The following is a 23,424-nucleotide window of genomic DNA, read 5'->3' on the forward strand; positions in this document are numbered from 1 at the left end:
CCGACCCTCGTCCTGCTGGTGCCGGGCTCGGACCGTGAGCAGTTGCCGGCGGACATCCGGGCACTCGGCCTTGAAGAGGTCACGCGCGTGGCGCCGGGACCCGTTTGCGGTCCTCGTGGAGCACGAGAACGCCGAGCCGGCGAAGGCTCTCCTCGGCGGGCTCATCCGCGGCCGGACGAGGGTGGACACGAACTTCGGGGAGCTCATCGAATTCTCCGAGTTCGTGCGCCGCATGGAAACCGAACCGGACTGGGCCTGGCGGTCGTGAACACGACGCGGCCTGGCTGGGCCTCGCGCGGCGGCCCTGATGCCCGGTCCGAGGTTCCCGCTCAGAGTGCTGGAGCCATGACCAACACTGAGGTGAGCGCGGCCGAGATGCGCCTCGTGGGGAGCATCGTCGAGGGAGAGGCCACGGCCGTGTTCCGCTGGGGGGTCATCGTGGACCTGGGCCTGTCACGGGACGGCCTCATCGATGTCCTCTACATCGACGATGACGACAATTACCAGGTGGGCGACCGCGTGTCCTGCTACCTGGACTGCTTCGACGAGATGAAGAACAAGTTCATCCTGAGGCCGCCGGGGCAGGTACCCCTCGCGGAACGCCTGCGCAGGGCCCAGGAGCGACGAGATCTGTCCTCCTGACCTGCGGACAGCGGTGATCGCCGGGGAGCGCTTGTGACGAGCTTCCCGGCGATTGCCGTACGACGACGGGGGCTGGATTCCGAGTGGATGAAAAGAAGTTCGCGTGGTTCCTGCTGTCGCTGGACCGGTTCCAGAAACGGCTCGCCGAGTTCATGCTCGGCCGCTATCTGGAGTTCGACTTCAGCGGCGACCGTGAGGACGACCGCCTTGCCGTGACCCTCGCCTTCAGCGAGGCGGGGATCACGGTGGAGGCTTTCGTCCGGCTCGACCTGGAGCGGGACATGGGCGCGTGGCCGGCCGGGGTCCACATCCCGTACCGGCGGCACGCCGAAGGCCTGGACCTCGACGAGGCGCTGGCCTTCGTCGAGGCCCGGGTCGGGGAACTGTGCCAGAGGTACGACGACGCGGCTCGGCTGGGCCTCGTTCCCCGGTGACTTCGGAGGAAGCGAAGGGGGCGTTCAACGTGGCGGTCGTGCCGCGGCTGAACGGGTGTCCGGGGTGCGGCGACGAGGGGGCAATGACCCTGCAGTTCCACTTCGGGCACACGTTCCAGGACACCTACCGCATCGGCGAGCGCCTGCGCTGGGGAGGGAATGACAAGGGGAGGGGTGACCGGTGACCGGGGGACAACCGGTGAACGCGGAAGGTCACCTCGTCGATGTCATCGATCTGCTCCGCCGGATGTTCCCCGGCGGACTCCGGGAGGACGACGCAGAGTACGGTCCACTGCTCGTGATCCTCTCGGATCTCCTCTCCGAGCGGAACCTCGGCATGGTGGTGGAGGCGGCTTTCGGTCGTGACCGGCATGTGGTGCGCAACCAGGCGGCAGCGGCCCTGTCCATCCGGAATCCGTCTGCTCAGCAGGTGGAGCAACTCAACCGGCGCATGGTCGAGCGCGGTTGGTACCTGGAGGACGACGAGAGCTGAAAGTCTGAGGAGTCCGGAACGGTCGGCCTCCGGTTCGAGACGCGGGAGGATGCTGGGCGAATGACCGACGCCGAAGTGAACAAGGCCGACCTGCGTCTCGTGGGCCACCTAGCCGCTCGGCCCAGCGACGCCGACCGATTCGCCCGCTTCGTAGAGCGCGCGAGTTCGATCGTGGGAGCGCAGCCGGACATCCATGAGGTGGTGCCGCGCGAACCCGGTGACAGTGAGGTCTTCAGCCTCGTCTTCGTCGATGTTCCTGAGCCCGGCTTGGTGACCGGGGTCACCTATGGTCTGTCCCTGTGGCAGCGACTGAACGCACGGCCGGTTCGTGAGCTCTGCACCACCATGCGGTCGACTGATCTGGCCTGGCCGAAGGTCCCCGCACGCACCGTGGCCGTTCTCCGGGGCATGTGCCCGTTCGATCCGGGGATGGTGATCGGCTACAAGGAGCCGTATGTGCCACCGTCCGGACTGAGCAGTCTGGTCCTGGCCTCGACCTTGCCCGTGCCGGCCCTGGCCGACGGGATCGATGTGGCACCTCCGGACGCGGACACCGACGATCTCGTGCAGATCGTGGCGGCCTACCCGGTCTATCCATCGGAACGTGAAGCCGTCCACGCCGTGGGGCTCGGGGCGGTGTTCGACTCGGACTGGGACCCGTACGACCCCGCGCGTGCGGCGGTGGTCTGACGTCCCGCAGTCCACGGTTCCGGCCACGGCTCTTCCAGGTGTTTCCCGGGGGAGCCGCAGCCACGTCGCTATACCGGGAAGGGCGACCTGGACGCCTTCGATGAGATGAAGGACGAGTTCAACCTGAGACCCCGGGGCAGGAGCGGCGAGGTCTGTCCTCCTGACCCTCCGGACAATGGCGATCGTCGGGGAGTACGTGCGACGAGTTCTCCGGCGATCGTCGTGATGTCGATCTGCTCCTGGACGAACGAGCTGAGGACGGGAGAAGCACTTGTATGGGATCGATAATCCTCCTGGTTGTCCTGCTAGCCCTCTGGGCAGCTAGGTTTGCGTGCTTGGGGCGTGCTTTCCGGCGGCTCTGCAGCAATTCCGCCGGTGGACAGGCGGTGGACAGACGCCTTTGGACAGCGCATCACAGGGTGGCACGAGTCAACCTGCCGCATATGCTCTGATCAGGAAAAACGTCACTGGACGGCACGAAGAGGCACCACGCGGCACGAACGCTCACGGTCTCGTAATGCGTAGGTCTCGGGTTCGAATCCCGAAGGCGGCTCCACTTGAGACCAGGTCAGATGCCCTCTGGCCTGGTCTTTTGCCCTGCGCTCCTGATGGTTGGTCAGCTCGTGGGCCATCGCGCGTCGCTGTTCCCGCGCCAAGGCCACACTCGGCTTCTGGCGCTGTGAGCAGGCAGAAGACGGGGATCCAGGGTCTGTCCGTCGTGGCTCTCGGCGGGTATGAAGACAGGTGTGACCATCACGGCGAGCCCGAAACGGCCCTGTACGTGCTCGGCGGCGTCGGCCGTCGGTGGGTCGGCGACCGGCTGGGACCAGGCCCGCGAGCGTTCCGGGACATTTCGTCGTCGTTGCGCCAGGTGTGGTGCACTAGAAGGAGAACGGCAGTGATACCGGGCCGGTGCGGATGTGCGTTGTACACAGCACACAGCACACAGGAGGCCATCGTCGTGAACCTCGATGACTGCCCCTACGCACCCGCACTTGGCTCGGACCCCGCCCAGGGCCGGAGGGCCCATGGGCATCCGCGTATGAACCGCCTCGGAGCCTGTGGAGCACCCACAATCACCTGACGAATCGCGCGTCGCAATCTCGGGGTACCGTCCGCAGCCGACTTCGGCTCCGGACCCGGTCACCTGCTCCTTCCCAGGAGCCGCAACCAAGGACAGGCGATGAAGCCGCCTCCATTCATGTACTGCGATCCCGAGTCCGTCGATGAGGCCGTCGCGCTCAAGAGCGAGTACGGCAACGACTCCCTCGTCCTCGCGGGAGGACAGAGCCTTCTCCCCATGCTCACCATGCGGCTTGCCAGGCCGGAGGCACTGATCGATATCAACAAGATCGGTGACCTGCAGAAGATCGAGCGCCGGGCCGACATCCTGGAGGTCGGCGCCGGGGTTCGGCAGTACGAACTGGAGGACCACCCGCTGGTCGGCGAACTGGTCCCGCTGCTACCGGAGGCCACCGGCCACATCGGCCACATCGAGAACCGCCACCGCGGCACGGTCGGCGGCAGCCTGGCGCACGCCGACTCCGCTGCCGAACTGCCGTGCACGGCAGTGGCGCTCGAAGCGACGGTGGTCGTGCAAGGGCCGTCGGGCACCCGCACCATCATGGCCCAGGACTTCTTCCAGGGCTGGATGACCACGGCCCTGGAGCCCGAGGAGGTCCTCGTCGCCATCCGCTACCCGGTGACGCCGTGGACCGCGGGCCACGGCTTCGTGGAGGTGGCCCGGCGCGTGGGCGACCTTGCGCTCGCCGGCGCCGCCGCGGTGGTGAACCTCGACGAGGACGGCCGCTTCACCTCCGTCTCCGTCGGCGTCCTGGGTATTTCCGACACGACAGTCCGCGCCTCCGCGGTGGAGAGCGCACTGATCGGTGAGGCTCCGACCGAGGAGAACATCGCCAGAGTCGCCGAGGAGATCGTTCCCTCGGTGACCTCGGGGGACGACCTGCATGCCACGCGCGCCTACCGCCGGCACCTCGCCTCCGTCGTGGTGTCGCGCGCGATCACCGCGGCCGTGGCACGCGCCCACGAGAGGAGCAACGGGAAGTGACGACCTCGACCGCCGCCAAGTACGGCACTGCCCGCCGGACCGTGACCATGCACGTCAACGGGCGGGACGTGACCCGCGAGGTGTCGACGCGCACCACGCTCGCCGACTTCCTGCGCGACGAACTCGACCTGGTCAGCGTGCATCTCGGATGCGAGCACGGCGAGTGCGGATGCTGCAACGTCCTCTTCGACGGCCACTCCGTGCGCTCCTGCCTGATGCTGGCCGTCCAGGGGGACGGGCACGCGGTCGAGACCGTCGAAAGCCTGTCCGTCGACCCGACGGAGCTGCACCCCATCCAGGAGTCCTTCGCCGAGGAGCAGGGGCTGCAGTGCGGCTTCTGCACGCCCGCGATGGTGCTGCGTACCAAGGAGATCATCGAGACCGGTCATGAGATGACCGATGCCGAGGTGCGTCACGAGATCTCCGGGATCCTGTGCCGCTGCACCGGCTACCAGAACATCGTCAACGCGGTCCAGTCCGCCGGCGCCAAACTCCGCGGCGAGGCGGCGGCCGACGGCGCCGCGGGAGGTCGTTCCTGATGACCACCGAGCACACGGACACCACCGAGCACACGGACACCGCCCAGAAGTCCGGCTACAAGTACATCGGCAAGGATCGCAAGCGGGTCGAGGACCCTCGGCTGCTGGTCGGCCGCGGCGGGTACATCGCCGACCTCAAACTGCCGGGCATGCTGCACGCCGCGATCCTGCGCAGCCCCGTACCGCACGCGCGGATCAGGTCCGTTGACGCCACCGAGGCACTGAAGCTGCCGGGAGTCGTCGCCGTGCTCACCGGCGAGGACTGCAAGGCGAAGATGAACCCCTGCATGAACTTCGGCCCGGCCACCGTCGCGCAGTATCCGCTGGCCGTGGACAAGGTCCGCTACGTCGGCGAGGCCGTGGCGGCCGTCGTCGCGGAGAGCAGGTACCTCGCCGAGGACGGCGTGGACCTGCTGGAGGTCGACTACGAGGACCTCCCGCCGGTCACCGATCCCAGGGCGGCCATGGAGCCCGAGTCCGCCCTGCTGCACGAGGAGCACGGCAGCAACATCGGCTGCGAGCGGACCTTCGAGTTCGGCGATGTGAACGCCGCGTTCGCCGGGGCCGACCTCGTCGTCGAGGACACCCTGCACTGGGGCCGCTCCGCCGGAATGCCGATGGAGACCGCGGGCGCGGTGGCCCAGCCCGGCTTCAACGGCGTACTGGAGATCTACTGCAACTCGCTCAACTTCAGCTACTTCTCCTTCCTGATCGCGGGCGCGCTGAGGGTTCCGTCGAACAAGCTGACCATGAAGCCGGTCCCGGCGGGTGGCAGCTTCGGCAGCAAGCTCGCCGCGCACAAGGTGCCCACCCTCGCCGGCTTCCTGGCCCTGCGGGTGGGCCGCCCGGTGTCGTACGTCGAGGACCGGATCGACCACCTGGTGAACTCGGACCACCACGGGTGCGACCGCTTCTACGAAGCCCGCATGGGCTTTCGCGCCGACGGCACGATCGTCGGTCTCGACATCGACGTCGTCGACGACTACGGCGCCTACATGCAGTTCGGCGTCGGCCACCACGGCAACGCCTTCTCCCAGGTGGTCGGCCCGTACCGGTTCCGGGACGTGAGGTACCGCCTGCGGGCCGTGCTCACCGACAAGTGCCAGCAGGGCGCCTACCGCGGCTTCGGCTCCGAGGTGCACAACTGGGTGCTGGAGCGGCTGGTCGACTCCGGGGCGGCCCGGCTCGGGCTCGCTCCGGAGGAGATCCGCCGCCGCAACTTCATCCAGCCCGACCAGTTCCCGTACACGATCCCCGGCGGCAACGTCTACGACAGCGGTGACTACCCAGCCGTACTGGACAAGGCACTGTCGATGATCGACCTGGACAGGTGGCGGGCCGAACAGAAGCGGCTGTGGGCTCAGGAGGGCCGCTGCATCGGCATCGGCCTGGCCACCACCCAGGAGCGCAGCGTCTTCAGCTCCACCGAGTTCTGGTTCCTGGTGGAAAAGCCCGTCCTGCCCGTCACCTCCAGCCCCGAGAGCGCGACGGTGACGATCGATCCCACCGGGCAGTTCCAGCTCATGCTGCACTGCCAGTCGATGTGGGGCAACAGCCCCGAGACGGTGGGCGCCACCGTCCTCGCCGAGGAGTTCGGGATCCCGCCGGAGAGCGTCAACGTCCGGTATGCCGACTCCGCCCACGCGCTTCCCAGCACGGGCCCGGGCGGCAGCCGCTACACCGTCATGGTGGCCGGTGCGATCCGGGGCGCGTCGCGCAAGCTGCGGAAGAAACTCATCCACATCGCCGCGCACACCCTCGAAGTGGCCGCGGAGGACCTCGAACTCGTCGACGCGCGCGTGCAGGTCAAAGACGCCCCGGAGACCGGGCTGACCCTCGCGGAGCTCGCCGGCACCGCCTACTTCTTCGCGCTCAGCCTGCCCGAGGGCATGACAAGCGGACTGGAGGAGTCCTACACCTACGACCATCCGTACACGACGCTGCCGGCACCGGACGGCTCGGACTTCGGCGTCTTCTACCCGATCATGGGCCATGCCTGCCACATCGCGGTCCTGGAAGTCGACCCCGACACCGGGATCCCCTCCTTCCTCGACTACGTGGCCGTGCACGACGCCGGGACGATCGTGAACCCCAAGAGCCTGGGCGGCCACGTCACCGGCGGCGCCACGCAGGGCATCGGGACCACGCTCTACGAGGAGCTGGCCTACGACGAGGACGGGCAGTTCTTGTCCTGGACCTTCAGGGACTACCTGATCCCCACCGCGGGCGAGGTCCCGCCGTTCCGCATCGGGCACGTCGAGACGCCTTCGCCGTTCACCGAGTACGGCGTCAAGGGCGGCGGCGAGGGCGGCCGCATGGTGGCCCCGGCGGCCGTCTCGGCGGCCATCGACGACGCCTTGCGGGAGTACGGGATGCGGGTTCGGCAGGTACCGGTCAAGCCCTCGGACATCGTGGCAGCGGTACAGGCCGGGACCGTCCGGGCGGAGGCGGGCTGAGGTCCGCCACCGGCGCCGGTCGCCAGATCAACGGGCGAGCGGAAGGTCCTGCTCGGTCCAGATGCATTTGCCCTCGTCGAGATGGCGAGTGCCCCACCGCTGAGAGATCGCGGCCACCAGGTGCAGGCCCCGGCCGCCTTCGTCGGTGTATGCGGCGCGCCGGATGCGCGGGCTGGTGAGGCTGCCGTCATAGACCTCACAGATCAGCGACCGGCTGCGCAGCAGGCGCACGCGCATGGGGCCGCTGGCATGCCGGATCACGTTGCCGACCAGTTCGCTCACCAGGAGCTCCGTGGTCATGGCGAGATCGTCCAGACCCCAGACGGCCAGCTGGCTGCGGACGTATTCCCGGGCCTGGCCGGCTGCCCGCGGGTCTTCCGGAAGACTGCATGAGGCGACGCTGTCGACAGGTGTGCCTCGGGTGTGGGCCACGAGGAGGACCGCGTCGTCGTTGGTCTGCTCACGGTCGGGCAGCAAAGCCGAGACGATGACGTCGCAAAGGTCGTCGAGGCGCCTGGTGTCACCGTGCTGGGTGCCGGTCGGGAAGAACGAGGGCTGGGCCACGGCCCTCGCCAGCGTCTGCCTGAGCTGAGCCAATCCCTGGTCGATGTCCCGGGTGGCGGATTCGACGAGGCCGTCCGTGCAGAACACGAGAAGGCTCTCGTCCGGCAGGTGCAGCTCGTGCGTCTCGAAGGGAGGTTCGGCGGCGCCCAACGGCGGGTCGCTGGCCAGCTCCGGGCAGTGGACCGTCCCATCGGGATGGACGATGACAGGCGGGAGATGACCGGCCAAGGAGAGCGAGCAGATACGGGTGACGGGGTCGAACACGGCGTAGGAGCAGGTGGCGTACTTGTCGTCGCCGAGGTCGGAGACGAGTTCGTTGAGGTGGCTGAGCAGCTCGTTCGGATCCAGTTCGAGGTCGGCAAGGGCGCGGACCGCCGTGCGCAGCTGCCCCATGACGGCGGCTTCGGCGAGGCCGTGCCCCATGACGTCGCCGATCACGATGGCGACCCGATCGCCGGACAGCGGGATCAGGTCGTACCAGTCACCGCCCACCTCTTCGCCTTTGCCCGCGGGCATGTAGCGAGCAGCGGCGCAGACGGCCGGCAGGGAGGGCAGTGTCCTGGGGAGCAGACCGCGCTGGAGTTCCTGGGCGCGGGTGTGCTCCACGTCGTACAGCCGGGCCCGTTCCAGTGCCTGCGCGATCAGCCCGCTCAGGGCTATCAGCAGGGTGCGTTCCTCCTCGCTGAAGGAGCGCGGCCGAGAGAAGGAGACAACACAGCAACCGATCGCGTGCCCGGAGGCGATAAGAGGCAGGAACGCCCATGCGCTCTTGGTCGACGCGTCCACAAAGCCCTCGAACTGGGGGTAGAGCTGAACATATTCGGCAGGCGACTCGACGAATCCGGGAGTGCGGGTGCGGAGCGTTTCGGCGATCGCCATGTGGCTCGTGAGCGAGATCCCGCTGATCTGGCGCAGGAATTCCTCTGTGTATCCGACGGATCCGACCACGTGCAGCCGGCCACCCTCAAGCGCGTTGACCACCAGCCCGTCGGCGCCGAAGGGCGGCAGGACACGCTCCGCGACGGCCTTTACCACGTCGCTGGATGTGACGGCTTCGGCCAGCGCCGCCGTCAGTTCACTCATCCGGGCGGTTCGTCCAGCCGCGACCCTCCCCCAGCCTCCGGCCGGGGGGACCCCGGTCTCGCTTCGCTCGCCGACCGATCGCTCGGCTCCCTCTGGCCGCTCGTCGGTGACACCGGCGAAGTAGATCGTCAGCCCGCCGCCCTGCAAGGGGACCAGCCGGACACGGCGGACGCGCTGATCGGTCGGCCCGTGGAGATCGAAACCGATCGGCTTCCTCTCGGCGGACGCCCGTCGGCACTGGGCTTCGAGACCGGGTGCGCGGCCTACGGGAATATCCCAGAGAGCGCTGCCCAGCGGCGTCCGGCCGGGGCCGAGGAGACGCTCGGCCTCCTCGTTGACGCAGATGATCCGCCAGTCCTCGTCGACCGCCAGGAATCCTTCGTCCATGTCACGAAGGGCGGCGACGACCGGATCGCCCGCGGCTTGCGCGTGAGCCGGGCCCCACAGCGTGCCGACCATACGGGCAGAGATGCCGTCCTCACCCGGCACGATGTGGCCGCGCGCTCGCACCCACCCGAATGTGCCGTCGCTGTGGTGCACTCGGTATTCGGTGTCGTGCGCCGTCCCGCTGTCGTACGCCTCACAGATGTCGGCCGTGAATGTCGGCAGATCCTCGATGCCCGGAAGGTGCCGGCAGATGTCCGCGCTCTCGTCGAACGCTTGCAGCGACTCGCCGGGCATGTCGATGACCGGCTGGGTGAGCGTTACGGAACCGGCCGCGGCGTCGTACTCCCAATGCCTGATCGCAACCGCGCGGGGCATCTCCCCACCGGGCCAGTCGATCGCCGACGGTTCCCCGGGCGCCGAGACGACACGCGACGGCGTAGCGTGACCTTTTTCCAGGCGTCCGGCCGCCCACACCGCCACGGAGCCGAGAAAGGAGCGCTGCGCGGGATCCGGCTCGTCGGGCCCTGCCATGAGCACGGAAAGCGCACCGACTCGCCCGCTGGTACCGAGCAGAGGCGCTGCCGCAGTGCCGGAGGCCCCGATCCCCAGGCTGTCCTCGGCCACCCAGACGAATGCGCCGCTGCGCAAGGCGCGTGCGGGGGGCACGTCCTCGTCCGCGCGGAGATCCGCCCATGCCCCGGCAAGTTCCGGCGCAAGTCCGCTGGCCGCCACCAAGCGCAACCGATCAGAACCGGGGTCGCGCCAGTGCACCAAGCCGCCGAGGCCACCCAGGCCGGCGGTCACCTGCTGAAGGGCCACGTTCAGTGCCTCGGCCATCGACAGATCGTGGTCGCTGGCCGCCAGCAACCGTAGCCGCATCGCCTCCGGCTGCTCGATGCGGCTCATGGGCCTCGCGTTCCCAGCCGTCACCGCATCTCCTGAAAGGTCGCGTGTGAAGCCCCGCCGTGGAATGCCCCACCATCGGGCACTGCTGCCGTAGATTGGAGATTCTCCCAATTGACCTACATACACTGTATCGCTGGCTCTGTCCCGTAATCGGTGGAAGCTGTACATCACCTCGGGCCGGGCCGAGGGATGCTCGAGGTCAATCGGGTGTGGCGGACAAGGGTGATCTGGTCCGGGTGGTGGCGCGTCCCCGATGCCGCCGTGGCAGTACCGCGCCGAGCTGCAACGACGGCCGGGACTCGACCGACTTCCTCATCGGCATGCTCGCGCTTCCGGCCGACTACTGGCCGCGAGTACGCGAGGCCCTCGACCGCCACAGCATCCTGCACACCGTCGGCGCCGCCAGATGTGATGCCTGAGGACCTCCGGTCCCACGAAGCCGTCGACCGTTTGCCGCTGCGCTCGCCGAGGCGAGGAGGTGAGGAGCTCGCGAGTCCTGAGCGCCGCCTCGCCTGTGCGGTCTCGACAACCTGTGACGGCATGGTGTCGGCAAGGGGCTGCCCATGCGCTCGCATTGCTGCGCTCTTGGCCCACCCTGCTGGCCGACCCCCGCGTCACCACCCACACCATCGACTGGACCAAGGGCCAGCCCACCGGTACCACCCAGGATCCGGGCGGCCTGGGCCTCACCTCCGCGACCTCGTACGACAGCCAGAGCCGGGTCGCGACCACGTCCCAGCCCGCCTCCGGCGGGAGCGACGCCGGCACCAAGACCACGTACTACGCCGCCGACGGCACGGGAACCTGCGGCAACCGGCCCGAATGGGCCGACCTGGTCTGCCAGACCGCGCCCGCGGCCGCGATCAGCGGTGGCGGCAGCAACCCGACCGGCCTGCCTACGAAGACCTTCGAGTACGGCCTGTACGGCCAGCCCACGAAGGTGACCGAGACAGCCAACGGGGTCACCCGCACCATCAGCTCGGGCTTCGACGCCGCGGGCCGGGCGACCACTTTCACCACCACCGGAGGGCTCGGCGCCGCGGTGCCGGCAGGCACGACGACGTTCGACCCTGCGAGCGGCCTGCCGCTCACGGTGACCTCATCCGCTGGCGGCACCATCACCCAGGCCTACGACGCCCTCGGCCGGGAAATCTCCTACACCGACGCCGACGGCGGCACCGCCACCACGTCGTACGACGCATCGGACCGGCCGCTCACGGTGACCGACAGCGTGCCGTCCACGACCTCCTACACCTACGACACCACGATCGACCCGCGCGGTCTGGCCACGTCGGTCACCGACTCCGTGGCCGGGACGTTCACGGCCCGCTACGACGCCGACGGCGCGGTCACCAGCCAGACCCTGCCCGGCGGTTAACAGCATGGCCCAGACCGCCGACACCACGGGAGCGATGACCAGCCGGGTCTACACCCGCACGTCGGATGGCACGTTGTCCCGCTAGCCCTCTGGGCAGCTAGGTTTGCGTGCTTGGGGCGTGCTTTCCGGCGGCTCTGCAGCAATTCCGCCGGTGGACAGGCGGTGGACGGACGCCTTTGGACAGCGCATCACAGGGTGGCACGGGTCAACCTGCCGCATATGCTCTGATCAGGAAAAACGTCACTGGACGGCACGAAGAGGCACCACGCGGCACGAACGCTCACGGTCTCGTAATGCGTAGGTCTCGGGTTCGAATCCCGAAGGCGGCTCTGAGCATCCTCGGGATGGTCTTGTTGGCAGTGGCTCCGGTGGACAGCCGGTGGACGGGCGTGCTTGATGCTCCGTCAGGAGTCACCACTGGCTCCCGGACTACGCCGGGAGCTTCAGCGGCCGGGGGAGGAGGACGGGAGTCGTCCTGGTTGTGGCCTTGCGACAGACGTAGACATGGGTGCGGGCTGAATTGTTGGCTTTTGCAGCACCGTAAGGGGCGAGGGGACAGTCAGCGGAGGTGAAGCGCCGGGTGTCGCGGATGTGCTCGCGGCCCCGTTCGTACTCTCCGCGCGAGCGGAGGTGGACCGGAGTGGGACAGGTGCCGGACATGCGCGCGGTCGGGAAGAGTGGATCGGGACGCACACCGGACTCCAGCCACCCGCGGCGGGGCGTCGGCCATCCATCGACACTCGCACGTCCCAGGCAGCAGCCGCAGGCGGCGTCCGGCGCGATGCACCTGCCGCCGCCCGCGCCGGGACCCCTACCTGCGGTGACGTCGCCTCGGCCGCAGGTGCTTCACCGTCCGGCCCGTGGCGGCGGTGCCGGACGGCCTGCCTTCTCCCATTCCGCGAACGTGTTCGTACGGGCGTGGACGAACGCCTTGGCCGGATCTCCGAAGTAGTTCCAGGGCACGCTGCCGATGTACCCGCCGACGGCGTGGAAGTGCTCCACCGCCTCCGCGTACCGGTGAGTCCGGAACAGGGTGTTGGCCAGTAGGTGGCGGATGGTGGGCAGGCGGTGGTGCGTCGGCGGAACCCGGGTGATCGCGTCCAGGGTGGCGTCCACGGCGGCCGTCACGAACGGTTGCTCGTAGATCGCCTTGCTGCCCTCCCGGTTCTCCTGCTCGAAGATCGCGTGCAGACGCAGCGCGGGCAGCAGGCTTCCCGGCGGGGCCGAGGCCGCGGCCTGCTCGGCGAAGGCGAACATGAGCTCGTGCGAGCCGCGCCATTTGGCGCACCAGTACTGCAGGGACCTCTGGTGGGCCCCGTAGTGGTGCGGGTCCCGTGCGGTGATCTCTGCCCACAGCGCACGGAAGTCGTCGTGCGACCAGCCGAGGCCGAGGGCGATGGTGATCTGGGCCACCCAGGGACTCGGGTCCTCGGGTGCCATCCGTGCGGCCTCGTGGCAGGTGGGCAGCGCCTCGGCGAGCAGCCGGTGGAAGCCCTCGAACTGCTCGGCGGTGGTGTGCTTGGCCCCCTTCGCGCCGCGGACCCTGCCCGCGAGCGTGACGAGCGCGTCGGCGTGCACCAGGGCGGCGGACGGGTCCTGCGGGTACTCCGCGCGCCACGCCTTCAGCCAGGTGTCGTCCTCCGCGGCCGCATCGGAGACGATGCCGAGCCGGTACCACCGCAGATCCCAGTCGCGCCCCGCCCCCGCGAGGTACGCGGCCGCCCGCCGCCAGTCCCCGGCGAGAGCGGCCGCCGCGACGGCGTCGGCCTCCGGGTCCGGTCCCGCGTGGCGGACGTCGAGCCGATCTCCGGGCACGAGCCCGTACGCGGCCGCGTCGATCACGATCGGCCGCTTGGCCTTGGCCTCGGCCTTCAGACGGCGTCCCTTGCGGATGTTGCGGGGTAGAGCGATGAGCGAGTAACCGAGGATGCCGGTGCCGGCGACGGCGACAAGGGGGTTCACAAGGTCTTCCAGGATGGGTGGGCAGGGCCTGTGGGGGAGGAGGCCGTGCGAGGGGTGGGAGGGGAGCGCGGGGTGTGGGTGTCCGGGAGGGAGCTGGGTCCGGTCACTCAGGTCGGGCGGGCGCGGGCGGCTGGGGAGCCGGACTCCCGTCGGGCGAGCGCGCGGCGGAGCCGTACGGCGGATGCGCGGCAGGTATGTCGGGCGGCAGTCCGGCAATGCCGTCGGACGAGAGCACGGTTAAGCCGTGGTGCGGTGGTCGGGCGTTCTCGTGGGGCTGATCGATCCCGTCGGGCAGGGCGCACCCGCTCAGCAGCGCCCGCAGCGCCCCCGTGTCGGACGGTTCCCCCATCGCCCGCTCGAGTGCTGTCTCCAGCGCCTCGTCGATCGATGCCGGCGCCACCTTGCGCATCGGAGGGCCGGCCCAGGACAGTTCCCAACTGACGTGTCCGGCCTCCACCAGAGCGAGCACGGACAGGTGATGCAGGGCGGAGCGGAGGGCCGTGCGCGCGAACTCGCGGCTCGCGCGCCCACTGCTGTGCGTCGCCGCCTCGGACTTCGGAAGCAGCGCGGCGACGTCGTACCACCGCCGGAGGTCGAGGAGATCCAGGAGCAGCTGCCACTCGGGGCGGCCGTGCGGGTCGGCGACCCTGCGCACAGCCTCGCGCAGAGGCTGTGCGGCGCGCCCGTGCGCAGCGTGCCGGACATACAGGGGCAGCTCGTGCCAGGCCACGCGCCGGAGTGTCCCAGAGTGCGCCGGCACGAGCGGTACAGCCTCTTCCAACTCCGCGAAGACGCGTGCCGGTTCACACAACAGCGCCACCGCCGCCGGGCGGCGCACCATATCCCCGTGCCCCACCGCACCGCCGAGCGCCTCCAGCACCGCGATCCGCTCGACGATCGGCGGATGGGAGTCGTACGGCGAGGTCGGCTCCGGTGACGGATCGCGCTCCACCTCGGCGAGTTGATGCCGGCGCGCGTCGTCCGCGAGGAAGCGGGAGAACCCGGCGTGCACCTCGCCCGCGGGGGGCGCGAAGCCCTCCGCGTGCCCCATCAGGGCGTAGTGCGTCAGGTAGACGTCGTGCGCGGCCTCCAGGGCCGGGAGGCGCCGGAGCGCGGCGGTCATGTGGCCGCGCCCGGCGATGCGGGCGGCGACCCGGTCGGCGGCGAGTTCCTGGCGGCGGCTCACGGACTGGGTGGCACGCAGGCAGAGGTGGGCGTAGGTGGTGAAGACCTTGGCGAGGTAGTGGTCGGGACCGGGCGACTTGCCCGCGTCGCGCTGCTGCTGCCGCGCGTCGCGTTCCCGCAGAGCGATGAGGGTCCGCTGCAACCGCTCACGCGCCGCCCACACCAGGGCCGCCAGCCGTACGTCACCGCCCGCGTAGTGCCCCATCTCGTGGGCGAGTACGGCGTCCAGCTCGCCCTCGGCCAGTCCGAGCAGCAGCGGGGCGCCGATGTACAAGCGCGGCGGCCCGCCGCTCTGCCGCACGAACGCTGTGACCTCCGGCACCAGGAGCAGCTCCATCGGCGCCGGAGTGCCGACCTGCGCGGCGACCTCCCGCACCCGCTGCCACAGACGGGGCTGTGCGTCCGGCGTCAGGACGAGTCCGTGCGGCGGCTCCTCGCGCGCACTGCGGCGGGTGAGCAGCAGAATCCGTACGACCGCCCAGGCGATGGCGACGGAACCGACCAGTCCCTCCAGGGTGCCGGGCGTGACGTGCCCGCTTCTGAGGAGGAACACGTCGGCGCCCGCCACGGCGGCCAGGATCGCGAGCGCCAGCAGATGGTGCCCGGCGACCACACCGACCGCGAGTACGGCTCGAACCGGAACCGGGGGTACGCCTCGGCCCCGTCTGGTCATGACTCGCCTCACGTTGCGCGCTGCCGGAGAAGACCGACAGAGAAGAAACAGAAACGCACAGATTTTGGCTGTTGTGGACAAACTATGAACAGGCCAGGAGAGCAATCATGGACGGAACTTGACCGCCTTTTGGGCATAAGCCGCGCCGCCAGGCCCGCACCACACGACACGCGCCGACGCCCGCGTAACACAGCGGATGCGGCCTGGGCGTGCCGCATGCGCACATGGGGCTCGATGTACAGCGCGTACCCGCGGTCAGTTCGCACCGCACCGGGCACTTGCACGCCGGGTAGCTCCGCGTCATGTCTTGAAGGCTGAAGCCCATCGAGTCAGCAGTTTGCCCCCAACCGGGGCGCTGACCGGATGGCCCGCTGCGGTCAGTACCCTGGCAGTGGTCCAACGCAGCGGGGAGGACAGGGACGCCCGCTCAACCGGGTTGAACCCGACAGGGCTGTTCGGATGTCCCGCGCCAGTTCCGACGCCCAGGACATCGACGAACCCGGTGTGCCACCGGTCCCTGGGGCGCGGCCGGATGCCGCCGCTGTTGCGTGCGAGGTCCGTTCTCCCCGACGTAGCTGCCCGTCACGCGGCTGATGCGGCCCTCGGCGAGGAGAACGCCGAGCCCTTGGCCGTCGACGCCGCAGTTGTTGGAGACGACCTTCAGGCCGGTGGCGCCCTGGGCGTGCAGGGCGCCGATGAGGGTGGCCGGTATGCCGGGCAGGCCGAAGCCGCCGACTGCCGGCGAGGCTCCGTCGGGGATGTCGGCGACCGCCGCGGCGGCGCTCGCGCTGACCTTGTTCACGTATGCGTCTATCAGTCGGAAGCCGGTCGGAAGCCAGTCTGAGGTTCAGTCGGAGGCCGGCCGCAGGGCGTCGGAGAGGGACTTGGCGCCGCCGTGTGCGGTGAAGCCGCCGTCGACGGGGATCTCGGCGCCGGTGATGAAGGAGGCGTCGTCGGAGAGGAGGAAGACCACCAGCGGGGTGATCTCGTCGACGGTGCCGGTGCGGGCCAGCGGCGTCTCGCGGATGTTCGCCTCGCGGAAGGCGGGCGCGGCGGAGGCGGTCATCTCGGTCTCGATGAAGCCGGGATGAACGGTGTTCACGCGGATGCCCCGCGGGCCCAGCTCGACACAGGCCGCCTTCGACAGGCCGCGCAGCGCCCACTTGCTGGCCGTGTACGCGACCGGGTAGTGCCCGGTGAGCCCGGCGGAGGAGCCGACGTTGACGATCGACGAGCCCGGCGGCATCAGCGGAGCCAGGTGCTGGATGGCGAGGAGCGGGCCGGTGACGTTGACCGCCTGGACGCGGGCGAAGTCCTCGGGCGTGACCTCGTGCAACCGCGCGCGCCAGGTGATGCCGGCGTTGTTGACCAGGCCGTGGACCTCTCCGTACTGGCGACGCAGCCCTTCGGCGAGCGTCGCCCATTCCTTCGGCTCGGTGACGTCCAGGCGCAGACAACCCGGAGCCGGAGTCACATCGGTGGCGACGACCACCGCCCCCGCCCGGGTCAGCGCCTCGGCCTCGGCCGCGCCCTGCCCGCGCGCGGCTCCGGTGACGACGACGACCTTGCCGTCCAGCCTGTTCGCGGCCCCGCGGTTCACGGGCGCAGCCGCAGGCGCTTGCGGGCCCGGGGGATCGGTACCGGTCCGGCGCCGGGCACGACGGTGTTGGAGACGGTGCCGATGCCCTCGACGGTGAGGGTGACGGTGTCGCCGGGCTTCAGCGGTGGCGGGTCCTGGCGGCCGCGTACGCCCCACAGCTCGGCCAGGCAGCCGCCGTTGCCACAGGTGCCGGAGCCGAGCACATCGCCGGGACGGACGTATGTGCCGCGCGAGGCGTAGGCGACCATCTCCTCGAAGGTCCAGCTCATGTTGGACAGCAGGTCCCTGCCCACGACCTCGCCGTTGACCTCCGCCGTCAGTGCCAGGCGCAGGAAACCGTCAGCGTCCCGGTACGGCTCCAGCTCGTCGGCGGTGACCAGGTACGGGCCGAGGGTGGCGGCGGTGTCCTTGCCCTTGCAGGGGCCCAACCCCACCTTCATCTCGGCGGACTGGAGGTCGCGGGCGGACCAGTCGTTGAAGATCGTGTAGCCGATGATGTGGTCGCGGGCCTGCTCGGGTGTGAGGTCGCGGCCCTCGCGGCCGATGACGGCGGCGATTTCGAGTTCGAAGTCCAGGACCGAGGAGCCGGGTGGCACGGGAATGTCGTCGTGCGCGCCGATGACGGCGTACGGATTGGTGAAGTAGAAGGTCGGCGCGTCGTACCAGGCGTCCGGGACCCCGGCCGCGTTGTCGATGCTGCGCCGTACGCCCTCGACGTGCTCCTCGAAGGTGACGAAGTCCCGTACGGACGGCGGCTGGAGAGGCGGCAGCAGCCGCACCTGCGAGACATGCGGGCCGCCCGGCACGGCCGGCGTGGCGTTGCCCGCCTCACGCAGGGCCGCGGGGCCCGCCCGGAACAGGTCGAGCAGCGAGGCACGGCCGGGAAAGGGGTGAAGGGTGCCGTCGTCATCCACGGTGGCGACGCTGCGGCGGCCGTGGTGTTCGTACGTGGCGAAGCGCATGGCAATCCTGGGGTGTGGCGTAGGAGTGGACCAGGGACAGGGGGGGAGCCAGGGCATGGACCGTTCCGCGCCCCCGGAGCCGAGGGGGATCAGACCGGCGGGGCGACGAAGACGCCGGGGTCGACGTCGTTGAAGGACTCCTTGGCGACCAGCTCGTTCATCGGGTTCGCCGTGCCCCACTGGTCGGTGACCTCGGGCCGGGAGAAGTCGTAGACGTGCGGATGCCAGGTGTCCTCGTCGAGCTCCTCCAACTCCGTCGTGTACTCGACCGTGTTGCCGTGCGGGTCGAGGAAGTACGTGAAGGTGTTGTCGCCCGCCATGTGCCGGCCCGGCCCCCAGACCTTGCGGGCGCCGGAGCGCATCACGCGCCCCGAGCCGCGCATGTACTCGTCCAGGCCGCGCATCTCGAACGAGACGTGGTGCAGGGAGGTGTGCGGGCCTTTGGCGAGGGCCATCGAGTGGTGCTGGTTGCTGATCCGCATGAAGTGCATGACGTCGCCCATGTGCGGGGAGCTGAGCGTGTCGGACAGCCGGAAGCCGAGGTGGCGCTCGTACCAGGCGCGGGTGGCGTCCAGGTCGGGGGAGTTGAGGACGACGTGCGAGAGGCGGACCGGGATGGCCTCCTTCTCCTCGATACGCCGGTGCCGCCGGGCCTCGACTTCCGCCGAGACCTCGATGGTGCGGCCGTCGCCGTCGAAGAAGCGGAAGCCGTAGCCCCCGCCGGGGGTGTCGACCTTGCCCGGCTGCGAGATCAACCGTACGCCGGCCGCGAGGAGTTGCTCGGCGAGCGTGTCCACGTCGGCGGCCGACGCGGCGCCGTAGGACACGAGGTCGAGCCGCTTCTCGTCTGCCTTGCGCAGCCGTACGACGTACTGCTCGGGGCTGCCCTCTGCGGCCAGGAAGGAGATGCCCGAGTCCTCGGCGACCTTGGTCAGGCCCCAGACTCCGGCGTAGAAGTCGAGCTGCTTGTCGTAGTCGGGCACGGCGAGGTCGACGTGCCGCAGGTGGGTGAGCAGGCGGTGGGGCAGGTCGTCGGTCATGTCGGGGCTCCTCAGGAGAGGCGCAGCAGCGCTGCCGCGTTGCCGCCGCGTACGGCGTGGAAGTGGGGGTCGGGCAGGTCCGTGGCGGCGCGCAGCGCGCCGACCGGGTCCTCGGTGCCCATGTCGAAGGGGAAGTCCGAGCCGAGCAGGACCCGGTCGGGGCCGGCCACCCGGATCAGTTCGCGCAGGACGTGCGGGTCGTGGACGAGCGAGTCGAAGTACAGCCGCTTGAGGTAGCTGCTCGGCTCGGACGCGCAGCCCCGCGTGTCCGGTCTGGCCCGCCAGGCGTGGTCGGAGCGGCCGATGTGGGTGGGCAGGTAGCCGCCGCCGTGCGCGGCGATCACCTTCAGGCCGGGGTGGCGGTCCAGCACCCCGGAGAAGATGAGGTGGGAGAGCGCGACGGCGTTCTCCGTGGGCTGGCCGACCGTGTTGGACAGGTACCAGCGGTCCAGGCGCTCGTCGAGCGTGCAGCCGAAGGGGTGCAGGAAGAGCACCGCCCCGGTCGTCTCGGCGAGCGCCCAGAACGTGTCGTACGCCGGATCCGAAAGCTCGCGCCCGGGCGCGTGGCTGGAGATCTCCACTCCGCGCAGGCCCAGGCCGAGGGCGTGGTCGAGGGCCTCGACGGCGAGGTCCGGGTGCTGGAGCGGGACGAGGCCCAGTCCGTGAAGCCGGTCGGGGGCCTGGGCCACGTGGGCGGCGGTGCCGGCGTTGGCCAGCTCCCACACCGTGCGGGCGAGGTCCTCGTCGGCCCAGTAGTGGTAGTGCGACGGGGACGGCGAGACCAGTTGGACGTCGACGCCGGAGGCGTCCATCGCGGTGAGCCGGGCCTTGACGTCCGTCAGCCGAGGGATGCGGTCGCGGACCATCGGGCCGCTGACGGCGAGTGCCTCGGGACCGTTGCGGCGGGCGTCGAGACCGCGGGCGGCGGCCAGCCCGGGGTGTCCGGCGACGGCCTCCTCGACCTGCGGCAGCAGGACGTGCGCGTGGACGTCGATGGTGGGGGTTGCCGGGGTGGCCAGGGCGTCAAGGGTGTCCGGGGTCGTCACGGGGTCTCCTTCAGGGCGGACATCGTGCGGCCGATCAGACCGGGCACGTCGGCGTCACGGACGCCGTCCAGCTGCCACTGGCCGAGCTGCACCGAGGCCTCGACGACCATGCGGACACGGTCGATGCGGCGCTCGTGGTAGCGGGTCAGCAGGTCGTCGAGGGAGTCGCGGGAGTCGAGGGAGCCGGAGGAATCCCACGACTCCTGCGCGCTCAGCAGCTCGGCCAGTACGGAGGCGTCCTCCAGCGACATGGCCGCGCCCTGCGCGAGGGTGGGCGGGCAGGCGTGGGCGGCGTCGCCGACCAGCACGACCCGGCCGCGGTGCCAGGAACCCTCGACGAGCAGCCGGTCGAACCAGGTGTAGTTGACCTTGGCCGGGTCGGTGATACTCGCGGCGATCTCGGGCCAGGCGCCGCCGTACGGGGCTGCCAGGCGCCGCATCTCGTCCGCGTACGAGGCCGGGTCGATGGAGGCGCGGTCGCGGTTGGCCTCGACGAGATAGGCGTAGATGGTGTTCTCGCTGGTGGGGCAGTAGCCGGCGATGTAGCAGGGCCCGCCGAAGGTCAGGTCCGTGCGCTCCAGGCCTGCCGGGCGGGGTGCGGCGACGCGCCAGATGGCCATGCCGGTCGGCTCGGGCTTCTCACTGACGCCGATCATCGCGCGGGTCAGTGAGTTGAGACCGTCGGCCGCGACGACGAGGTCGTAGCGGCCCTCGGTGCCGTCGCTGAAGCGGGCGGTGACGCCGGCCCCGTCCTGGACCAGCTCGTCGGCGGTGGTGCCGAGGCGGACCGTCGCACCGCTCGTTCGGACCGCCTCGCACAGGATCTCCTGGAGCCGGGGCCGCTGCATGCCGATGGTCGCGGGCAGGTCCTCGCCGCCGGTACGGATGTCCTGCTGGACGTGGAACACGTGGCCGTCGGGCGTGGCCAGGCCCACGGAGTCGAAGGCGTAGCCGCTCTCCTGGACCTTGTCCCACACGCCCAGCTCGCGCAGCACGCGCAGCGCGTTGCCCTGGAGGGTGATGCCGGAGCCGAGGACGTTCCAGTCGGGCTTGGCCTCGATCAGGTCCACGGTGATGCCCGCTCGCCGCAACAGCACGGTCACGGCGTTGCCGGAGGCGCCGCCGCCGATGACGAGGACGGTGCGGGGGCGGGTGCGGGGGTCGGTCATGGGGTCTCCCTGCGGTGGGGCCGCGCGACTTCGAGCGGCAGGGTGGTGGTGCGGGACGGACGGGCTGGGCTGCCCGGGCGCGGCCCACCCCGCCGGTACGGAGCGTTACTTGACGGCGATCGGGTTCACGGGGGAGCCGACGGCTCCGGTGATGGGCAGCGGAGCGGCGGTGAGCCAGAACTCGTACCGCCCGTCGGCCGCGCAGTGCTCGGCCAGGGTGTCGAGGTCCCACATCTCGCCGATGAGCAGGCCCATGTTGGGGATGGCGACCTGGTGCAGCGGCTGGAAGGCGTGGTCGAACTCGTTGGGCCGGACCTCGAAACCCCAGGTGTCGGTGGCGATCCCGGCGATCTCGCTGCGGTGCAGCCAGCCCGCGGTGGTGAAGCTCAGCCCGGGTGAGGGACCGCCCGCGTACTCGCCCCAGCCCTCTCGCTTGGCGCGGGCCAGCCGTCCGGTGCGGACGAGGACGAGGTCGCCGCGGCCGACGGTGACGCCGTGCGCCTCGGCGCTGGCGGTCAGGTGCTCCTCGGTGATGGCGAAGCCGTCGGGCAGTTCGCCGTTCCGGCCGACGACCAGGCCCACATCGAGGAGGACGCCCCGCCCGGCCACGTACGGCGCCATGTGCTCGATGCCGGTGACGAGGTCGCCGTCGGAGGTGACGACCTTCTCGGCGGCCCGCCCGTTCCATGCCTTGCCGTGGTCGAAGATGTGGCCGAGGCCGTCCCACTGGGTGGAGCACTGCAGCGGCATCGCGATCACGTCGTCGGCACCGCCGATGCCGTGCGGGAAGCCCTGGTTGCCCAGGGCGGCGTCGGTGCCGGTGTCGAGCATGGTGTGCACCGGATTCGTACGCCGCCGCCAGCCCTTCTGCGGGCCGTTCATGTCGAAGCGCTGGGAGAGCGAGAAGCTGACGCCGTCGCGGACGAGGGCCGCGCCCTCGCGGCGCTTTTCGGCGTCCAGGAAGTTGAGCGTGCCGAGGACGTCGTCCTCGCCCCAACGGCCCCAGTTGGAGTACGCCTTGGCGGCCTCGGCGATCGCGCCCTCGGCGTCTTTCGCGTCAGGCACAGTGGTGCGGTCGATCACGGAGCCTCCTCCGCGACGCAGTGGGTGCGCTGGGCACCGAGCCCCGTGACGGAGCCGTCCATCACGTCGCCGTCGCGCAGCAGCCGACCCCAGTGCATGCCGTTCCCGGCCGGGCTGCCGGTCAACACCAGGTCTCCGGGCAGGAGTCGGGCGGTCTGGGAAATGTACGAGACCAGCCGCGCCACGCCGAAGATCATGTCCTTGGTGGACTCGTCCTGCATGGTCTCGCCGTTGAGCTTCAGGGTGACCCGCAGGTCGGACGGGTCGGCGATGGACCCGGCCGGGACGATCCAGGGGCCGAGCGGGGTGAAGCCGGGCGCGTTCTTGCAGCGCAGCCAGTCGGTGCCGATGGCGGGCATGTCCCGGCGGAAGACGGTGGCCCGGTCGGTGAGGTCGTTGGCGATGGTGTAGCCCGCGACGTGTTCGAGGGCCTCTTCCACCGTGACCCGGTGGGCGGGGCGGGAGATCACCGCGGCCAGCTCCAGCTCCCAGTCGGGCTTCCTGGCCCAGGAGGGCAGTACTACGTCGTCGTAGGGGCCCGCGATCGTGGTCGGCAGGCCGATGAAGACGTACGGGAGGTCCTCGGCGGCCCGTTGGTCCATGATCGCCGCGATCTCCGCGCGGGCCTCCTCGACGGTGCGCGGGTCGTCGGGGGCGCGGTGCGCGACCTCCAGGTCGATCACGTGCTGCCGGTAGTTGGCGCCGGACTGGAAGATCTGCCGGGGCTGGACGGGCGCGTGCACGGACAGGTCGTCCAGCGGCAGCCAGTCACCGTCCGGCTCGTCCGCGAGGCCGCGCAGGCGAGGCAGTTCCTCGTCCCAGCGTTCCAGGAGAGCGAGGGCGGTCAGCGCGGGTTCGTCCAGTGCCGTACGCAGGTCGAGCACGCGGCCGTCCGGCACCACAAGGCCGGGGAACGCGGCGCCGCCCGGAGCGGAGAGAGTGCCGATGGCGAACGGGCCGGTGAAGAGGGGCGCCGGCGTGGCTGCGGATTTCACGGAGATGTCCTCCTGATTGCGGTGCCACCAATCTGGCCCGTACATTGCGATCAGGGAAATCGATTCTCT

Annotated in this window: 20 protein-coding genes and 1 pseudogene; 10 read left to right on the plus strand and 11 right to left on the minus strand. The window is 70.1% G+C overall.

The features are described 5' to 3' along the window. Positions 1-115 precede the first annotated feature (115 nt). From QF027_RS27320 to QF027_RS27355, 8 genes are all read left to right on the plus strand, one after another. Positions 116-268 (plus strand): hypothetical protein, encoded by a 153-nt coding sequence (locus tag QF027_RS27320; RefSeq protein WP_306978229.1) that lies wholly within the window; start codon positions 116-118, stop codon positions 266-268. A gap of 77 nt (positions 269-345) precedes the next feature. After that, on the plus strand, positions 346-642 hold the full coding sequence (locus QF027_RS27325) for a S1 RNA-binding domain-containing protein (protein ID WP_306978227.1): 297 nt from the start codon (positions 346-348) through the stop codon (positions 640-642). 83 nt (positions 643-725) lie between these two features. Next, positions 726-1,076 (plus strand): hypothetical protein, encoded by a 351-nt coding sequence (locus QF027_RS27330; RefSeq protein ID WP_307077695.1) that lies wholly within the window; start codon positions 726-728, stop codon positions 1,074-1,076. A gap of 181 nt (positions 1,077-1,257) precedes the next feature. Continuing rightward, positions 1,258-1,569: a hypothetical protein gene (locus QF027_RS27335; RefSeq protein WP_307077697.1), complete on the plus strand. Its 312-nt coding sequence runs from the start codon at positions 1,258-1,260 to the stop codon at positions 1,567-1,569. Between the two features lie 60 nt (positions 1,570-1,629). Beyond that, positions 1,630-2,259 (plus strand): hypothetical protein, encoded by a 630-nt coding sequence (locus tag QF027_RS27340; protein WP_307077699.1) that lies wholly within the window; start codon positions 1,630-1,632, stop codon positions 2,257-2,259. Between the two features lie 1,183 nt (positions 2,260-3,442). Beyond that, entirely contained in the window at positions 3,443-4,327 is an 885-nt protein-coding gene (locus QF027_RS27345) for an FAD binding domain-containing protein (protein ID WP_306978223.1), read from the plus strand. After that, positions 4,324-4,866 (plus strand): (2Fe-2S)-binding protein, encoded by a 543-nt coding sequence (locus QF027_RS27350; RefSeq protein WP_307077701.1) that lies wholly within the window; start codon positions 4,324-4,326, stop codon positions 4,864-4,866. Before QF027_RS27345 ends, QF027_RS27350 begins: the two co-directional genes overlap by 4 nt. Beyond that, the gene (locus QF027_RS27355; protein WP_307077703.1) at positions 4,866-7,322 is read left to right on the plus strand and encodes a xanthine dehydrogenase family protein molybdopterin-binding subunit; all 2,457 of its coding nucleotides are present in this window, start codon (positions 4,866-4,868) and stop codon (positions 7,320-7,322) included. Before QF027_RS27350 ends, QF027_RS27355 begins: the two co-directional genes overlap by 1 nt. Before the next feature lie 27 nt (positions 7,323-7,349). Here QF027_RS27355 and QF027_RS27360 read toward each other — a convergent pair whose 3' ends face one another. Continuing rightward, on the minus strand, positions 7,350-10,262 hold the full coding sequence (locus tag QF027_RS27360) for a SpoIIE family protein phosphatase (protein ID WP_307077705.1): 2,913 nt from the start codon (positions 10,260-10,262) through the stop codon (positions 7,350-7,352). A 209-nt stretch (positions 10,263-10,471) separates the two neighbouring features. On the opposite strand from QF027_RS27360, the gene QF027_RS27365 reads away from it, so the two are divergent. Then, positions 10,472-10,681 (plus strand): hypothetical protein, encoded by a 210-nt coding sequence (locus QF027_RS27365; protein ID WP_307077707.1) that lies wholly within the window; start codon positions 10,472-10,474, stop codon positions 10,679-10,681. Between the two features lie 155 nt (positions 10,682-10,836). After that, positions 10,837-11,640: an RHS repeat domain-containing protein gene (locus QF027_RS27370; protein ID WP_307077709.1), complete on the plus strand. Its 804-nt coding sequence runs from the start codon at positions 10,837-10,839 to the stop codon at positions 11,638-11,640. Positions 11,641-12,486: 846 nt separating this feature from the next. Here the strand turns inward: QF027_RS27370 and QF027_RS27375 are convergent. The 10 genes and pseudogenes from QF027_RS27375 to QF027_RS27420 form a co-directional block, all read right to left on the minus strand. Continuing rightward, positions 12,487-13,602, minus strand: a complete 1,116-nt coding sequence (locus QF027_RS27375; RefSeq protein WP_307077711.1) for a hypothetical protein — start codon at positions 13,600-13,602, stop codon at positions 12,487-12,489. A 103-nt stretch (positions 13,603-13,705) separates the two neighbouring features. After that, complete coding sequence (locus QF027_RS27380) at positions 13,706-15,460, minus strand: M48 family metallopeptidase (RefSeq protein ID WP_307077713.1); 1,755 nt, start codon at positions 15,458-15,460, stop codon at positions 13,706-13,708. A 493-nt stretch (positions 15,461-15,953) separates the two neighbouring features. Beyond that, positions 15,954-16,262 (minus strand): annotated as a pseudogene (locus QF027_RS27385) (CoA-transferase); the annotation flags it as partial. A 45-nt stretch (positions 16,263-16,307) separates the two neighbouring features. Then, positions 16,308-17,060, minus strand: coding sequence for an SDR family NAD(P)-dependent oxidoreductase (locus tag QF027_RS27390; protein WP_307077714.1), 753 nt, complete (start codon positions 17,058-17,060; stop codon positions 16,308-16,310). Then, positions 17,057-18,022, minus strand: a complete 966-nt coding sequence (locus tag QF027_RS27395) for a fumarylacetoacetate hydrolase family protein (protein WP_307077716.1) — start codon at positions 18,020-18,022, stop codon at positions 17,057-17,059. Before QF027_RS27395 ends, QF027_RS27390 begins: the two co-directional genes overlap by 4 nt. A gap of 89 nt (positions 18,023-18,111) precedes the next feature. Beyond that, positions 18,112-19,062: a VOC family protein gene (locus tag QF027_RS27400; protein ID WP_307077718.1), complete on the minus strand. Its 951-nt coding sequence runs from the start codon at positions 19,060-19,062 to the stop codon at positions 18,112-18,114. An 11-nt stretch (positions 19,063-19,073) separates the two neighbouring features. Then, a complete protein-coding gene (locus QF027_RS27405; protein ID WP_307077720.1) occupies positions 19,074-20,108 on the minus strand; it encodes an amidohydrolase family protein in 1,035 nt (344 codons plus the stop codon). Next, entirely contained in the window at positions 20,105-21,277 is a 1,173-nt protein-coding gene (locus QF027_RS27410; RefSeq protein WP_307077722.1) for an FAD-dependent oxidoreductase, read from the minus strand. The genes QF027_RS27405 and QF027_RS27410 overlap by 4 nt, the downstream gene beginning before the upstream one ends. 105 nt (positions 21,278-21,382) lie before the next feature. Then, positions 21,383-22,360 (minus strand): cyclase family protein, encoded by a 978-nt coding sequence (locus tag QF027_RS27415; protein WP_307077724.1) that lies wholly within the window; start codon positions 22,358-22,360, stop codon positions 21,383-21,385. After that, on the minus strand, positions 22,357-23,361 hold the full coding sequence (locus tag QF027_RS27420; RefSeq protein WP_307082508.1) for a fumarylacetoacetate hydrolase family protein: 1,005 nt from the start codon (positions 23,359-23,361) through the stop codon (positions 22,357-22,359). Before QF027_RS27420 ends, QF027_RS27415 begins: the two co-directional genes overlap by 4 nt. Positions 23,362-23,424: the final 63 nt, after the last annotated feature.

Origin of the sequence: Streptomyces canus (genome assembly GCF_030816965.1) — a bacterium.
Lineage (GTDB): Bacteria > Actinomycetota > Actinomycetes > Streptomycetales > Streptomycetaceae > Streptomyces > Streptomyces canus_E.